The 15,568-nt window shown below is 59.7% G+C and carries 14 protein-coding genes; 8 read left to right on the top strand and 6 right to left on the bottom strand.

The window, feature by feature from the left end; translation table 11 throughout:
• Window positions 1-29: 29 nt before the first annotated feature.
• Window positions 30-1,466: an MFS transporter gene (locus tag V1603_RS08910; protein ID WP_395313791.1), complete on the bottom strand. Its 1,437-nt coding sequence runs from the start codon at window positions 1,464-1,466 to the stop codon at window positions 30-32.
• Window positions 1,467-1,573: 107 nt separating this feature from the next.
• Between V1603_RS08910 and V1603_RS08915 the strand changes: the two genes are divergently transcribed.
• From V1603_RS08915 to V1603_RS08925, 3 genes are all read left to right on the top strand, one after another.
• Complete coding sequence (locus tag V1603_RS08915) at window positions 1,574-2,443, top strand: helix-turn-helix transcriptional regulator (protein WP_395313792.1); 870 nt, start codon at window positions 1,574-1,576, stop codon at window positions 2,441-2,443.
• Between the two features lie 138 nt (window positions 2,444-2,581).
• Complete coding sequence (locus tag V1603_RS08920) at window positions 2,582-2,911, top strand: type II toxin-antitoxin system RelE/ParE family toxin (RefSeq protein WP_395313793.1); 330 nt, start codon at window positions 2,582-2,584, stop codon at window positions 2,909-2,911.
• Window positions 2,892-3,179, top strand: a complete 288-nt coding sequence (locus V1603_RS08925; protein WP_192983327.1) for a helix-turn-helix transcriptional regulator — start codon at window positions 2,892-2,894, stop codon at window positions 3,177-3,179. The genes V1603_RS08920 and V1603_RS08925 overlap by 20 nt, the downstream gene beginning before the upstream one ends.
• Before the next feature lie 36 nt (window positions 3,180-3,215).
• On the opposite strand, the gene nfsB is transcribed toward V1603_RS08925, so the two are convergent.
• The 3 genes from nfsB to V1603_RS08940 form a co-directional block, all read right to left on the bottom strand.
• Complete coding sequence (nfsB, locus tag V1603_RS08930; protein WP_116341365.1) at window positions 3,216-3,869, bottom strand: oxygen-insensitive NAD(P)H nitroreductase; 654 nt, start codon at window positions 3,867-3,869, stop codon at window positions 3,216-3,218.
• Between the two features lie 120 nt (window positions 3,870-3,989).
• The gene (locus V1603_RS08935) at window positions 3,990-4,358 is read right to left on the bottom strand and encodes an MmcQ/YjbR family DNA-binding protein (RefSeq protein ID WP_163330525.1); all 369 of its coding nucleotides are present in this window, start codon (window positions 4,356-4,358) and stop codon (window positions 3,990-3,992) included.
• Window positions 4,348-4,938, bottom strand: a complete 591-nt coding sequence (locus V1603_RS08940; RefSeq protein WP_192983324.1) for a TetR/AcrR family transcriptional regulator — start codon at window positions 4,936-4,938, stop codon at window positions 4,348-4,350. The genes V1603_RS08935 and V1603_RS08940 overlap by 11 nt, the downstream gene beginning before the upstream one ends.
• 189 nt (window positions 4,939-5,127) lie before the next feature.
• On the opposite strand from V1603_RS08940, the gene V1603_RS08945 reads away from it, so the two are divergent.
• Together V1603_RS08945 and V1603_RS08950 are read left to right on the top strand one after the other, a co-directional pair.
• Complete coding sequence (locus V1603_RS08945) at window positions 5,128-6,231, top strand: RomA family MBL fold metallo-hydrolase (RefSeq protein ID WP_395313794.1); 1,104 nt, start codon at window positions 5,128-5,130, stop codon at window positions 6,229-6,231.
• 32 nt (window positions 6,232-6,263) lie between these two features.
• A complete protein-coding gene (locus V1603_RS08950) occupies window positions 6,264-6,605 on the top strand; it encodes a RamA family antibiotic efflux transcriptional regulator (protein WP_028012253.1) in 342 nt (113 codons plus the stop codon).
• Between the two features lie 56 nt (window positions 6,606-6,661).
• Here the strand turns inward: V1603_RS08950 and V1603_RS08955 are convergent, their stop codons facing one another.
• On the bottom strand, window positions 6,662-6,910 hold the full coding sequence (locus tag V1603_RS08955; protein WP_116341357.1) for a DUF1158 domain-containing protein: 249 nt from the start codon (window positions 6,908-6,910) through the stop codon (window positions 6,662-6,664).
• A gap of 488 nt (window positions 6,911-7,398) precedes the next feature.
• Here V1603_RS08955 and V1603_RS08960 point away from each other — a divergent pair, with 488 nt between their 5' ends.
• The 3 genes from V1603_RS08960 (at window position 7,399) to V1603_RS08970 (ending at window position 14,425) form a co-directional block, all read left to right on the top strand.
• Window positions 7,399-10,107 (top strand): cation-transporting P-type ATPase, encoded by a 2,709-nt coding sequence (locus V1603_RS08960; protein WP_395313795.1) that lies wholly within the window; start codon window positions 7,399-7,401, stop codon window positions 10,105-10,107.
• Between the two features lie 109 nt (window positions 10,108-10,216).
• On the top strand, window positions 10,217-11,281 hold the full coding sequence (locus tag V1603_RS08965) for an efflux RND transporter periplasmic adaptor subunit (protein ID WP_395313796.1): 1,065 nt from the start codon (window positions 10,217-10,219) through the stop codon (window positions 11,279-11,281).
• 9 nt (window positions 11,282-11,290) lie between these two features.
• Window positions 11,291-14,425 carry an efflux RND transporter permease subunit gene (locus tag V1603_RS08970; protein WP_395313797.1) on the top strand — a complete coding sequence of 1,045 codons (3,135 nt, stop codon included), beginning with the start codon at window positions 11,291-11,293 and terminating at the stop codon, window positions 14,423-14,425.
• Here V1603_RS08970 and V1603_RS08975 read toward each other — a convergent pair.
• The gene (locus V1603_RS08975; protein ID WP_395313798.1) at window positions 14,376-15,497 is read right to left on the bottom strand and encodes a YbdK family carboxylate-amine ligase; all 1,122 of its coding nucleotides are present in this window, start codon (window positions 15,495-15,497) and stop codon (window positions 14,376-14,378) included. The genes V1603_RS08970 and V1603_RS08975 overlap by 50 nt on opposite strands.
• Window positions 15,498-15,568 lie beyond the last annotated feature (71 nt).

Below are 15,568 nucleotides of genomic sequence, written 5' to 3' on the forward strand. Positions count from 1 at the left end.
CTGCGGATCTATTATGCAAATTCGCGGGCTTATTTGGCGGCCTGGCAGACCTTCGCCACCGGCAGGCACAGCCTGTGACGCATACGAATTGTTGCCAGCGCCAGGATAACCATCAGGCCGGTTTCTACCGCCAGGAAAAGGTTAATCGCCTGCGCGTAATTTCCGTGATAATTCTGCAGCCCGTGTAGCAAAATCGCGCCGAAAATGGCCGGGCCCAGCCCCAGCGCGGCCTGCTGCAGCGTGCTGAGAATGGCGCTCGCGGCCCCCGCGTCATCGGGCTGAATATCGCGCATCCCGATGCGGTAAAAGCTGTTTACAATCAGCGCCTGGCCGTAGCCTACCAGCCCGGTGGCAGGCGCCAGCGTCAGCGCAGTATTTTGCAATCCCCAGTAGCGGAACGTGACGATCAGCGCCAGCAGGCCGATTATCTGTATTGCCAGACCCGTCAGCAGAATCGTGCTGGTGCTGTAGCGGGCAATCAGCCTCGGCGCGAACCATGCGGAGATAAAATAGGTCACGCCAAGGGCGATAAAACTGTTCCCGGACTGCCACGGCGCCATCCCCAGCCCGGTCTGCATGGTCAGCGCCATGCAGAACATAAACCCGGACCAGACGCTGAAAAAGAGCAGCGCAATCACGATGCCAAAGCGAACGCTGCGAAGCTGAAGCAGACGCGGCGGGATCAGTGGATGGGCATTCCCACGCTCCTTTTTGCGCGCATTCTGCGCCATCAGCCAGGCCAGCGGAATAATGACAAGAAGCATAACCTTAAGCGACCACGGCCAGTGCTGCTGTGGGCCGAGCGCCATCGGGAACAGCAGACAGCAAAGAATGATCGCCAGCAGCACGGTGCCCGGCCAGTCGATGCGCGACGGCGTCTCACGGCGGGTTTCCGGCACGTAGCGGCGGCTTAACGCCAGCACCATCAGACAAATCGGTACGTTGATAAAGAAGGCGTTACGCCAGCCCAGCCCGGCGATATCCGCCGACACCAGCCAGCCGCCGCCCATCTGGCCCACGATAAACGCAATCCCGCCGATGCCGCCAAACAGGCTTATGGCTTTCGCGTGGGCGCTGCCTTTTAGCGTGACGTGCAGCGTCGCGAGAATCTGCGGCATAATCAGCGCTGCCCCCGCGCCCTGAACGATGCGCGCGGCCAGCAGCTGTTCAATGTTTCCCGCCATCCCGCACAGCAGCGAGGCCAGGCCAAAAACTGCCACGCCCCACATAAACAGGCGACGGCGGCCAAGGTTATCCCCCAGCTTGCTGCCGAGCGCGAGGCAGACGGCAAAGGCCACGCCGTAGAGGGCGACAATCAGCTCGAGCTCGGTGGCGGTAGCCTGCAGTGAATGGGTGATAGCGTCCAGCGCCACGTTGGTGATTGAGGTATCAATCATCGGCAGCATCTGGCCGGTCAACAGCAGTATCAGGCCTGCGCGGCCCGGTGAAACAACTGACGTATTCATGGTAACTCCATTGCGTCATTCATCAGATGGTCGTAGCATCAACCATCTGATAAACGGGTACCAGTTCTTGCTTATACTGGTACTGACACTACCATGCAGGGGGATTTATGGCCTTGATGTCTGAACCCGTCGCCTCACATCAGGATGACACCCGAAAACAGCTGGGGGCATTTTTACGCGCCCGGCGGGAAAGCCTCGATCCGCAGCGTCTCGGCCTGCCGCGCAGCGGTCGGCGCCGCACGCCGGGCCTGCGCCGGGAAGAGGTGGCGATGCTCGCGGATGTGGGCGTGACCTGGTATACCTGGCTTGAGCAGGGCAGGGACGTCAAACCGTCCAGCACGGTGATGGCCGCCGTGGCGAAAGCCCTGCAGTGCACCCCAACCGAAACCCGGCATCTGTTTGTGTTAGCGGGGTTACCGCCGACTGAAGCGCCGCAGGCGGTCTGCTGCGAGGGCATCAGCGAAGGCACTCGCCGCCTGCTCGATACCCTGATGCCAAAACCCGCCAGCATTCAGAAGCCCAACTTCGACATCGTGGCGTGGAACGACAGCTTCGGGCACCTGATGGGTGTTGATTTCAATGACATCCCGCCGGAAGACCGCAACTGTATTTACCTGTTCCTCACCCATCCGGCGTGGCGCGCGCGTCTCGGCAGACGCGACGACGTGCTGCCGATTTTCGTTTCCTATTTCCGCGCGGCGATGGCCGAGCACCGGGGCGACCCGCTGTGGGAAGCCAAGCTGGCGCGCTTCTTCGCGGTGTCTGAAGAGTTTAAAACCCTGTGGCACCAGCGCAACGACGTGCGCGGCGTGGAGAACCAGCTCAAGCTGTTTACCCATCCAGAACTGGGAGATTTTACGCTGCAGCAGATGTACTGGTACTCCGCACCGCGAAACGGATCGCGGCTGCTTGTGTATCTCCCGGTGGATGAGGCGGGTGAAAGGGCAATGGAATGGCTGGCGGAGCAGGGGAAATAAGTTTTTTGCGAGGCGCTTTCAGGGAATCAACGAGGATCCGGTACGACCGGATAAAAGCAGGTAAGGTAAGTCACGAAAGGCAAAATTAGCCTTTAATGCAAATTGCCTTATATGCTAATATCATCAGGGATGAAAACCGTGTTCAGACTTATTGTCCATGAGGCGGTCAGGGAAGAGATTCTCTTACTGCCTGCTGGGGTGCAGGCGAAGCTGATTCGCCAGCTTGATAAATTGCGCATAAACCCGACGGCTCTTCGGGAACCTGACAGCAAACCATTGCCGCATGGCCTGTTTGAAATAAGGACCGTTGGGCTGATCCATACCCGAGGTATCTATGTTTACCAGCGGGAAAAGACGATTTTTCTTATGCGCGTATTTGTGAAGAAGACGCAAAAAACACCCTCAGCTGAACTCCGTCTGGCATTGAAACGACAACAGGAGATGTTGGATGAGCAAGAAGATTATTGACTGGGACGCACTCAGAGCTGAACTATTAAGCGATTCGGAGGTTCAGGCCGCCTTTGACGCGGAAGAACGTAAGGAGCGCCTGCGTGAGATGCTGGCGCAGTGGCGTAACCAGGCTGGCCTGACGCGCGCGCAGGTGGCGGAGCTGATGGGCGTCAGTGCACCGACGGTCTCCCGAATGGAGGCCAATATCACTCGGGCGAGTCTGGACACATTAACGCGTTATGCGCTGGTGTGCGGGGTAAAGCATCCGCAAATTACGCTTTATTGAAAACGGGCACGCCTGAAGCGGGCGTGCCTGTAATGATCAGCACTCGGTCACAATCGTGCTCAGCGGCAGGCGAGACTTCGGCAGCGTGGCGTTGAAATCTTCCACGCTGTGATGCCCAACCGGCACCACCACCAGGCTGGTGAAGCCTTTCTCTTTCAGGCCAAACTCTTCGTCGAGAATAGCGGCGTCGAAGCCTTCGATTGGCACGGCGTCCAGACCCAGCGCACCCACGCCCAGCAGGAAGTTACCGACGTTCAGGTAAACCTGTTTCGCCATCCACTGGTCGTCATCTTTCAGATCCACGCGGTGCATATCGGCAAAATAGTGGCGTCCTTTGTTATTGGCCGCTTTCGCTTCCGGCGTGTTGAAACGACCATCCGCCTCTTCCTGATCGACAACGCGCTCCAGCCAGGCGTCGTCCATCGCGGTTTTCGCGCAAAATACCACCACGTGAGAAGCATCCAGCATTTTGCGTTCGTTGAACACATAGGTGCCCGCGGCGGATTTCGCCACGCGGGCTTTACCTTCCTCGGTGCTGGCCACAATGAAGTGCCACGGCTGGGAGTTGGTGCTGGATGGGCTGTACTGCAGCAGGGTTTTGATTTTTTCCGCTTCTTCAGCGGTCAGTTTTTTGGTTGGGTCGAACGCCTTGGTAGAGTGGCGTTTCAGGGCGACAGAAATGATATCCATAACTACTCCTGGTAATGAAATTCGCCCGTGCGCGGGCGCGAAAGGAGAGCAGATTACCGCGCGAAGCCGCAAAAGATAAGTGCGATTCGAGCGGTTATACTGTTCGGCACAGACGAACAGTCAGGCTGGCCGTATCCACTTCTGGTCTTTTTTCGGCAGCTTATCGACAACCAGATTCCACGAGTCCGCGATCAGGTCGGCGACCAGTTCAGGCGTGATGTCGTCGGTGCCGTAAAGCGAGATCCAGTGTTTTTTATTGAGGTGGTAGCCCGGCTCAACGCCGCGATAAATCTGCTGATTTAACAGGGATTTTTCCGGGTCGGATTTCAGGCTAACGTGGGGCCTGCCGTGTGCGGTGGCCATCAGCATAAAAATTTTCCCGCCCACCTTAAACACGTCGTACTCGGGGCCAAACGGCCAGCAGTGTTCGGTGAAAGGCATCTCCAGCGCGACGCGTTTCGCGTGTGCCTGCAGAGAGTTACTGTCCATCGCTATCCTCCTGAGCCAGCCCGCGCCACATAGCTTCAAAACCCAGCGCTTTAAAATCGACGGCACGGGACGGATCGCGGGTGGCAAACTCCATGGTGGTTTCCGCCAGCGATAAGAAAAGCGCATCGCCAAACGTTTTAAATTCATCGGACATAAACACCGGGCGCACCGAGCGGCGGCACAGCTCGTGAAGTTCCGGGAACATCTCCTTCACCGCCTGTTCCGTTTCGGTGCTCAGCTTTTCACTGACGCCAATCTGGCGGATTGCCGCATGAGAAACGGGGTTACGAATACCCCATTCCACGTAGCTGTTCCAGATATTGCGGGTATGCTCTTTAGGAAGGGTGAGGGTGCGATCGAGGTTCGCCAGCATGGTCTGGCAGAGATCCTGCTTGAGGTGCAGGTAAAGGGCATTCAGCAGGTCGTCTTTAGTAGCAAAGTAGCGAAACAGCGTGCCTTCAGCGACGCCCGCGTTACGGGCAATTAACGCCGTTGAGGCGGCAATACCTGACTGTGCAAATGCCACCGTTGCGGCTTCCAGTAAGGCCTGTTTTTTATCTTCACTCTTCGGACGTGCCACTAAATTTTCCCCCTCTCAATGCTAAAAACCCTGATTGAAACACGTGCTTTGACACGCTGCAACGCGGAATGTCAAAGATCGAAAACGTCTTGACGACTTTATCATCATATCTATAATGAGTGCTTACTCACTCATAATCAAGTTTTCCCCGCGTAAACCATCGGATGGCGCGCGTTTTCGGGTCAGGATATGAAAAAGCCTCTCTTCATCTGCGTGGTGTTCGTCATGATTATTGCTTCAGCTGCGAGTTTACCGTTTGTTCTGAATGCCGGATTTGGCCAGCCGCCGCAGGGTGCGCAGCTTACGGAAGTGGAGGCTTCTCCGCACTATCGCGACGGGAAGTTCCACAACGCGCTTCCGACGCCTGGCTTTACCGGGCAGCAAAACATGCTGGTGGCGTGGTGGCAGTTCCTGACCCGTAAAACCGAAAACGCCCGTCCGGCGCAGCCGTTGCCGCTGGTGAAAACCGATCTGGCGAGCTTGCCTCTGGAGCAGGATACGCTGGTGTGGCTCGGCCACTCCTCGTGGTATATGCAGCTGGCGGGAAAACGCATCCTGATCGACCCGGTCCTCGGCAACTATGCCGCGCCGTTCTCGTTCCTTAATAAAGCGTTTGCGGGAGAGTACCCGTGGCGTGCGGAGAGCATGCCGGAAATCGACCTGCTGATTATCTCGCACGATCACTACGACCATCTGGACTACGCCACCATCCGGTCGCTATTGCCGAAGGTGAAGCGCGTCGTGACGCCGCTCGGCGTGGGATCCCACCTGCGCTACTGGGGAATGAAGCCTGAGATTATCGACGAGCGCGACTGGAACCAGTCGGTGCACATCAGCGATGCGCTGACGGTTCACGTGCTGCCCGCGCGCCACTTCTCCGGGCGCGGCATCAAGCGTGACCAGACCCTGTGGGGCAGTTTTATGTTCGTCACGCCAGAGCAGAAGGTCTACTACAGCGGCGACTCCGGTTACGGCCCGCACTTTAAGGCCATTGGCGAGCAGTTTGGCGAGGTGAATTTAGCCATCATGGAAAACGGCCAGTACGACCAGGACTGGAAGTACATCCACATGCTGCCGGATGAAACGGCGCAGGCTTCGGCGGACCTCAACGCGAAAGCGGTGGTGCCGGGGCATAACGGGCGTTTCGTGCTGGCGAAACACACCTGGAACGATCCGCTGATCCAGCTGGCGCGGGCCAGTAAGGATAAAAATTATCGGCTGCTGACGCCGGAACTGGGTGAGCCGGTTCGGGTGAGCGATAGCATGCAACAGTTTCGTGAGTGGTGGGAATAATGTTGAACCAAGAAACAGAGGGGGAGAGCAGCATGACGATTTCCGCTCAGGTCATTGATACCATAGTCGAATGGATCGATGACAACCTACACCAGCCGCTACGCATCGAAGAGATCGCCCGCCACGCGGGTTACTCCAAGTGGCATTTACAGCGGCTGTTTATGCAGTACAAAGGCGAAAGCCTGGGGCGCTACATCCGCGAACGCAAGCTGCTGCTGGCGGCGCGGGATCTGCGTGAATCTGACGAGCGCGTGTACGAAATCTGCCTGCGCTACGGTTTTGAATCGCAGCAGACGTTTACCCGCATCTTTACCCGCACCTTCCATCAACCGCCTGGGGCATATCGCAAAGAGAACCATAGTCGGGCGCATTGAAATTGACGAAACGTAGGCCGGGAAAGGCATTGCTGCCACCCGGCTTTTTTATTGGCCTACGACGCCAGTGAAAACCAGCGGCGCCAGACGAAACGCAGGATGAAGAATTCAATGGCCCCGAGCAGTAAAAACCACACGCAGAACAGTATGGTGTAAAGCTGGTTCAGATCGACCATATGAAAGGTCTGAACCAGCTTCTGCGCCAGCACCAGACCCAGCGACGGTGCGGGCAGCAGTAAGCAAGAGAGCAGGGCCAGCAATAAAATGCCCCCTGCAGTCAGCAGCGATTCCAACGGGTGTTTCATCGTAATGTTAATCGTCAGTTAAAAATGTCATTGTCCGGCATCCTTTAACGTAAAGCAATATCAACCCGCCAGGCCTTTTTTAATGAAATAATTCTCGACACCAACAAATAATGCGCGAAAGGAAATTAATTTAACCATGATGATTAAATTAATTTCGCGCTATGTAAATAAATGTCTGCATCACGAAAATAATTTTACAAACGTATAAGTGCTGTATCCAATTAACGTCGCAATAACAATGGCTGCGACAATGTATAACGCCAGGCGCCGTCCGCGATAAATACCAAACATGGTACCCCCTCGTTTAGGAATGGTTTAGAAATATTTTGTAAAAATCAGCTCGTCGAAATAATTTTAATCAATTTTGAATAACCCAGTGGTAAATATATTGCGGTAGATCAATTTTACCCGCAAGACTTTAAAATCAATTTATTTAAGCCAGAAAGGAATTCAGGCTTCTGTTCACCGGATATTGAAGGAAAAATACGATGACTGAAAAAAAATTCTCCTCAAACATGCCGCCTTCCGGCGGGCTGGCATACCAGCAGACCACAGAGCAGGTGCTTGCCTACGCGCAAAGCCAGGCGAGCGGTCTGGACCGCGCAGAGGCGCAGGCGCGTCTGCAAAAACAGGGCCCGAACGCGCTTCCGGAGAAAAAGGGCAAGCCGGGCTGGCTGCGTTTTCTCGCGCACTTTAACGATGTGCTGATTTACGTTCTGCTGGCCGCTGCGGTATTAACGGCGGTAATGGGTCACTGGGTCGATACGCTGGTTATTTTGGGCGTGGCGGTTATCAACGCCTTGATTGGCCATATTCAGGAAAGCAACGCGGAAAAATCCCTGAAGAGCATTCGTAATATGCTCTCCAGCGAGGCACGCGTTATTCGCAACGGCAACCATGAAACTATCCCAACGACTGAAATAGTCCCGGGCGACATTATTGTATTACGCGCGGGGGATCGTATTCCGGCAGATATGCGTTTAATCGAAGCGCATAATTTACGCGTGGAAGAGGCGATTCTGACCGGTGAATCTACCGTGGTGGATAAGCACATTAATCCGCTGAGCGGTGAACTGCCGCTGGGCGACCGCACCAATATGGTCTTCTCCGGGACGACCGTCAGCGCGGGCGGCGGCATCGGCGTGGTCACCGCGACCGGTAAGGAGACGGAGCTCGGCCACATCAACCAGATGATGGCGGGTATCGAAAAGCACCGCACGCCGCTGCTGGTGCAGATGGACAAGCTGGGTAAAGCGATCTTCGCCATTATCCTCGCAATGATGGCCGCGCTGTTTGTCTTCAGCCTGGTGTTCCGCGAAATCCCGATGGGCGAGCTGCTGCTCTCCCTGATCAGCCTGGCGGTGGCCTCCGTGCCGGAAGGTCTGCCGGCGATTATCTCCATCATCCTCTCGCTGGGCGTGCAGGCGATGGCCCGCAAGCGGGCGATTATCCGCAAGCTGCCGACGGTTGAAACGCTCGGCGCAATGACCGTGGTCTGCTCGGATAAAACCGGCACCCTGACCATGAACGAGATGACGGTCAAAGCCATTATCACCGCCGACGCCTGCTACCGCGTGGACGGCAACAGCTACGAGCCGGTGGGCAACATCTACCTGGAAGGCAGCGACGAGCCGGTCCACATCCAGCCGGGCACCGTGCTGGAGCAGTACCTGCGCACCATCGACCTCTGCAACGACAGCCAGCTGATTCAGGACGAGCGCGGCCTGTGGGGCATCACCGGTGGCCCGACAGAGGGGGCGCTGAAGGTGCTGGCGGCGAAGGCCAGCCTTGAGCCGGTCGTGACTACGCTGGTTAATAAGATCCCGTTCGACTCGCAGTACAAGTACATGAGCACCCACTACCAAATTGGCGGTGAGGAGCAGATTTTGATCACCGGCGCGCCGGACGTCATTTTCGCCCTGTGCGCCGAGCAGCAGACCCGCAACGGTGCGGAAGCCTTCAACCGCGCGTACTGGGAAAGCGAGATGGAGCGCTATGCCCGTCAGGGGCTGCGCATGGTCGCCGCGGCATTCAAGCCGGCGAACGGCGAGCAGGAACTGACGCACGACGATCTGAGCCACGGTCTGATCTTCCTCGGCATCGCCGGGATGATGGATCCGCCGCGTCCGGAAGCCATTGATGCGATTAACGCCTGCCAGCAGGCGGGGATCCGCGTGAAGATGATCACCGGGGATCACCCGCAGACGGCGATGAGCATCGGCCAGATGCTGGGGATCACCAACAGCGAGCAGGCGGTCACCGGCTACGAGCTGGAGAAGATGGACGACGCCGCGCTGGCGGAAGCGGCGGTGAAGTATGACATCTTCGCCCGCACCAGCCCGGAGCATAAGCTGCGTCTGGTGAAAGCGCTGCAGGATAAAGGCGAAATCGTCGGTATGACCGGTGACGGCGTGAACGATGCTCCGGCGCTGCGTCAGGCTGACGTGGGTATCGCGATGGGCATCAAGGGCACGGAAGTGACCAAAGAGGCGGCGGACATGGTCCTGACGGACGATAACTTCGCCACCATCGCCAGCGCGGTAAAAGAGGGGCGTCGCGTTTACGACAACCTGAAGAAGACCATTCTGTTCATCATGCCGACCAACCTCGCGCAGGGGCTGCTGATTGTGATTGCGCTGCTGGCGGGGAACATCATTCCGCTGACGCCGGTGCTGATTTTGTGGATGAACATGGCTACCTCCGCCACGCTCTCCTTCGGCCTGGCCTTTGAGGCCGCCGAGCGCAACATCATGCGTCGTCCGCCGCGTCAGACCGGGCAGCACGTGATGGACGCCTACGCCGTGTGGCGCGTGGCCTTCGTCGGCACCATGATTGCCATCGCCGCCTTTGCGCTGGAAGCCTGGCTGGCTCCGCGCGGCCACAGCGCGGAGTTCATCCGCACCGTGCTGCTGCAGATGCTGGTCTGCGCCCAGTGGGTGTACATGATTAACTGCCGCAACACCGAAGGGTTCTCCCTGAACCGCGGCCTGCTGGCGAACAAAGGGATCTGGCTGGTGACGGGCGTACTGTTCCTGCTCCAGGCGGCGATTATCTACCTGCCGTTTATGCAGATGCTGTTCGGCACCGAAGCGCTGCCGCTGCGCTACTGGTTCGTGACTCTGGCGGTGGCGGGCGTGATGTTCTTCGTCGTCGAAATCGAGAAGCGACTGACCCGCAGGTTCCGTAAGGCTGCATAACCTTTTGCCCTCACCCTAACCCTCTCCTACAGGGAGAGGGAACTCTGACCTCCCTCTCCCTGTGGGAGAGGGCCGGGGTGAGGGGAGAAACAACGCTGAGGTAAACCCCATGAAACGCCCACTCCTGTTCGCACTCCTCGCCTGCACCCTGCAACCCGTCTTCGCCTCCGCGATCCCCGTTCGCGTCGCCGCCGTGGAAAAGACCGCCCACGCCGCCGAGCGCCAGATCCCGGGCCGCATCGAAGCTATCCACACCGTTGAGCTGCGCGCCCGCACGGAAGGCGTGATTACCAAAATCCACTTCCGCGACGGGCAGTACGTGAAAAAAGGCGACGTGCTGTTCGAGCTGGACGACGCCGAGCCGCGCGCCGCCCTGCGCCTGGCGCAGGCCGAGGTGAGAAGCGCCGAAGCCACGCTGCGTCAGGCGCAGCAGCAGCTTTCCAGATTTGAAAGCCTGGGCAGCAGCAACGCCATCAGCCGTCACGACGTGGATAACGCCCGCATGCAGCGGGACGTCGCCAGCGCCGCGCTGGAGCAGGCCAAAGCCCGGCTCGACACCCGCAGCGTCACCCTGAACTACACCCGCATCGCCTCGCCGATTGACGGCCGCGTGGGGCACAGCCAGTTCCACGTCGGCAGCCTGGTCAACCCTGCCAGCGGCGTGCTGGTGGAGGTGGTGCAGCTTGACCCGATCCGCATCGCCTTTGCGCTGGAGGAGGGGGCATTTGCTACCAAAGCCGGACAGCATGCCGACATCAGCGCCATGAAGCAGGCCTGGCAGGCGTTAATTGACAGCAACGGCCAGCGCGTCAGCGGCGAGCTCACCTCCGTAGACAACCGCATCGACCCGCGCACCGCCAGCGTGATGCTGCGCGCCGAGTTCGCCAACCCGCGCCATCAGCTCCTGCCCGGTGGCAATGTAAACGTGTATTTGCGCCCGGCAAGCGAACAGCCCGTGCTGACCCTGCCCGCTGCCGCGGTGCAGCAGAACGGCGACGGGTTCTTCGCCTGGGTGGTTAACGCCGACGGCAAAGCCGAAATGCGTCCGCTGATGGTCGCCGGACAGATTGGCCAGCAGTTCCAGATTACCTCCGGCGTGAAGTCCGGTGAGCGAGCGATTACTGACGGCGCGCAGCGCGTGCAGCCCGGCGCTACCGTCCAGATACTCAACTAAGGAGCCATCATGCTGACGTTTTTCATCAAACGCCCGCGCTTCGCGATGGTGATTGCGCTGGTCATCACCCTGCTGGGGGCCATCGCGCTGAAGATTATTCCGGTGGAGCAGTACCCGCAGATCGCGCCGCCGGTCGTGAACGTTTCTGCCAGCTGGCCGGGCGCCAGCTCGGCCGACGTGGCGGAGGCCATTGCCACGCCGCTGGAGACCCAGTTGAACGGCGTGGACCACATGCTCTACATGGAGTCCACCAGTTCGGACGAAGGCACCTACAGTCTGAACATTACCTTTGCGGCGGGCACCGATCCGGACCTCGCCGCCATCGACGTGCAGAACCGCGTGGCGCAGGCCGTGGCGCAGCTGCCGACCGAGGCGCAGCAAAACGGCGTGCAGGTGCGCAAGCGCGCCACCAACCTGATGATGGGGGTAAGCCTTTACTCACCGAATAACACCCATACGCCGCTGTTCGTCAGCAACTACGCCAGCACCCAGGTGCGCGAGGCGCTGGCTCGCCTGCCGGGCGTCGGGCAGGTGCAGATGTTTGGCGCGCGCGACTACAGCATGCGCATCTGGCTGCGTCCGGACCGCATGAACGCCCTGAACGTCACCACCGACGACGTGGCGCAGGCGCTGCGCGAGCAGAACGTGCAGGGGGCGGCAGGCCAGGTTGGCACGCCGCCGGTATTTAACGGCCAGCAGCAGACCCTGACCATCAACGGGCTGGGGCGCTTAAATCAGGCCGAAGACTTTGCCGACATCATCATCCGCGCGGGCGAGATGGGCCAGCTGGTGCGCCTGAAGGACGTCGCCACCATTGAGCTTGGCTCGCGCAGCTACAGCTCGGGCGCGCAGCTGAACGGGCACGACTCCGCCTACCTCGGCATCTACCCGACGCCGTCCGCCAACGCCCTGCGCGTGGCCGACGCGGTGCGCGCGGAGCTGGAGCGCCTCTCGACGCGCTTCCCGGACGACCTGGTATACGAGGTGAAGTTCGACACCACTTCCTTTGTGGCCGCCACCATTAAAGAGATCGGCGTCTCGCTGGCGCTCACCATGCTGGCGGTGGTTATCGTCGTTTCCCTGTTCCTGCAAAGCTGGCGCGCAACGCTGATTGTCGCGCTTGCTATTCCGGTGTCGCTGGTGGGCACCTTCGCGCTGCTCTACACGCTCGGCTACTCCGCCAACACCCTCAGCCTGTTCGCCATCATTCTGGCGCTGACCATGGTGGTGGATGACGCCATCGTGGTGGTGGAGAGCGTCGAAACGCTGATGGCGGAAGGGCAGAGCCGCACGGCGGCGACCGCGCTGGCCCTGCGCCAGATTGCCGGGCCGGTCATCGCGACGACGCTGGTGCTGCTGGCGGTGTTTGTGCCGGTTGCGCTCCTGCCGGGGATTGTCGGCGAGCTGTACCGCCAGTTCGCTGTGACACTCTCCACCGCCGTCACCCTCTCAAGCCTGGTGGCGCTGACCCTGACGCCCGCCCTGTGCGCGCTGCTGCTGCGCCCGCGCCCGGAGAAGCCTGCTGCGGTTTATCGCGCCTTTAATCGCGGGTTGGACGCCACGCGCGGTTTCTATACCCGCATCGTGCACGTCTTAAACCTGCGCCCGTGGCTGGCACTGCTGGCCACCGCATGCGCGGCGGCGGTAGTGGTGTTCAGCTTTATGTCGATGCCAAAAGGCTTCCTGCCGCAGGAGGATCAGGGCTACTTCTTCGCCAGCGTCCAGCTGCCGGAAGCAGCCTCGCTGGAGCGTACCGAAGCGGTGATGACCACGGCGCGCGAACTCATCGCCAAAAATCCGGCGGTGGAGGACGTGATTCAGGTCTCCGGGTTTAACATCCTCAACGGCACCAGCGCCTCTAACGGCGGGTTTATCTCCATCATGCTCAAAGACTGGAGCGAGCGTCCGCCGCTGGACGAGGTGATGGGGAGCCTGCAGCGCCAGTTGCTGGCCCTACCGGAAGCGACCATCATGACCTTCGCGCCACCGACGCTGCCGGGGCTGGGCAACGCCTCCGGCTTCGACCTGCGCATTCAGGCGCATGCGGGGCAGAGCCCGGCGGAGCTGGAGCGCGTGACGCGTGAGGTGCTGGCGAAAGCTAACCAGCATCCGCAGCTGAGCCGCGTGTTCACCACCTGGAGCAGCAATGTGCCGCAGCTGACGCTAACCGTTGACCGCGAGCGCGCCGCGCGCCTCGACGTGCCGGTATCACGAATCTTCAGCAGCCTGCAGACCGCCTTTGGCGGCACCCGCGCTGGGGATTTCAGCGTCAACAACCGCGTCTACCACGTGGTGATGCAAAACGAGATGCAGTGGCGCGAGCGCGCAGAGCAAATCAGCGAGCTGTTCGTGCGTAGCAACAGCGGCGAGCGGGTGCGCCTGAGCAATCTCGTCACCATCACGCCGAGCGTCGGCGCGCCGTTCCTGCAGCAGTACAACCAGTTCCCGTCCGTGTCGGTGAGCGGCTCGGCGGCGGCTGGGGTGAGCAGCAGCACCGCGATGGCGGCGATGGGCGAGATTCTGGCGGAGAATTTGCCTGCGGGGTACAACTACGCCTGGAGCGGCATGTCATATCAGGAGCAGCAGACCGGCAATCAGGCGATATGGATCGTGCTGGCGGCGGTGGTGATGGCGTGGCTGTTCCTCGTCGCCCAGTACGAGAGCTGGACGCTCCCGGCGAGCGTGATGCTCTCGGTGCTGTTCGCCCTCGGCGGGGCGCTGGTCTGGCTGTGGTTGGCGGGCTACGCCAATGACGTGTACGTGCAGATTGGCCTGGTATTGCTGATCGCGCTAGCGGCTAAAAACGCCATTCTTATCGTGGAGTTTGCCCGCGCGCGGCGCATGGACGGGATGGCGATTGTCGATGCCGCAAAGGAAGGGGCCTCGCGCCGCTTCCGCGCGGTGATGATGACCGCCGTGTCGTTCATTATCGGCGTCCTGCCCATGATGCTGGCGACCGGAGCGGGTGCCCAGAGCCGCCGCATCATCGGCACCACGGTGTTCAGCGGCATGCTGGTGGCGACCGTGGTGGGGATTGTGTTCATCCCCGCGCTGTTCGTGCTGTTCCAGCGCCTGCGCGAGTGGGGTCACGGCCTTACGGACTCGTCGCCCACAGCTCGCAGTGTTTCTGCACCAGAGAAATAAGCGAGCCGCCGTCGGCGATAAAGTCCCGCATGCGCTGTGCCTCGCTCTTGCCCTGCTTTAACAGCAGGGCGATTTCATTGATTGCGCTGGTCGCGCCGAGCTTCTCGGCCGACGGTGCAACCTGCTCCAGCAGCCACGCAATGTCTTCCGCTACGGTTTTGTGCTCGCCGGTGTGCACGTCCGTCAGGATCCCCTCCAGCCCGTAGCGACAGGCCTGAAAACGGTTAAAGCGGTAGAGCAGAAAATCCTTCTCCTGATGCTTATAGGGTCGCGCGGTTAACAGCCAGTGCGACGTCGCCTGAATAAGCCCGGCGATGTTAATCGCGTGGCCGAGCGTCAGCGGCGTATCCATCACCCGCACCTCCACAGTGCCGAAGTGCGGGCTGGGGCGGATGTCCCAGTGCAGATCCTTAATGCTGTCGATCATGCTGGTCGAACTCAGGCGGCGGAACAGCCCTTCGAACTCCTGCCAGCTGTTAACCCACGGCATCTGGCCGTTATCCGGGAACCCCGAAAAAATGTTCAGTCGCGACGAGGCGAATTTCGTGTCCGTGCCCTGCATATACGGCGAGGCTGCCGCCAGGGCGATAAAGTGCGGCACGAAGCGCGACAGGCCGTGCAGCAGGTAAATCGCGTCGTCCCCGGTTCGACAGCCGACGTGCACGTGCTGGCCGAACACCGTTGCCTGCAAAATCAGATAGCCAAAGCGCTCCAGCGTGACGTTATAGCGCTCGTCGTCGCACACCTCCTGACGCTGCCACTTCTGGAAGGGGTGCGTCCCGCCGCCGCAAATCTGAATATGCTGCTCCGCCGCGGCGCGCAGAATGCTCTGCTGCATCACCGAGAACTGCGCCGCCGCCTGGTCGATGTTCAGGCACACGCCGGTGGCGATTTCGAGCATGCTTTCGGTGATGTCGTGTTTGACTTCGCCGCCTTTGATGTCGTCTTTGACGGCGGCGATAAGCGCGGAGGAGTCCTGGCTCAGATCGTAGCCCGGCGGGTTAACCACCTGCAGTTCGAGTTCGATGCCGAGGGTGAACGGTTCAGAGGATTTAAAATCAGGTAAAGGCATGGCGCACTCCGTTGTCTGTGAATGTTGAGTATAGACAACGGGTGTGGCGCGCTCGTCTCAGGGTGGTATAA

Source organism: Enterobacter sp. ECC-219 (assembly GCF_043966805.1).
In the GTDB taxonomy this organism is placed as follows: domain Bacteria; phylum Pseudomonadota; class Gammaproteobacteria; order Enterobacterales; family Enterobacteriaceae; genus Enterobacter; species Enterobacter cloacae_N.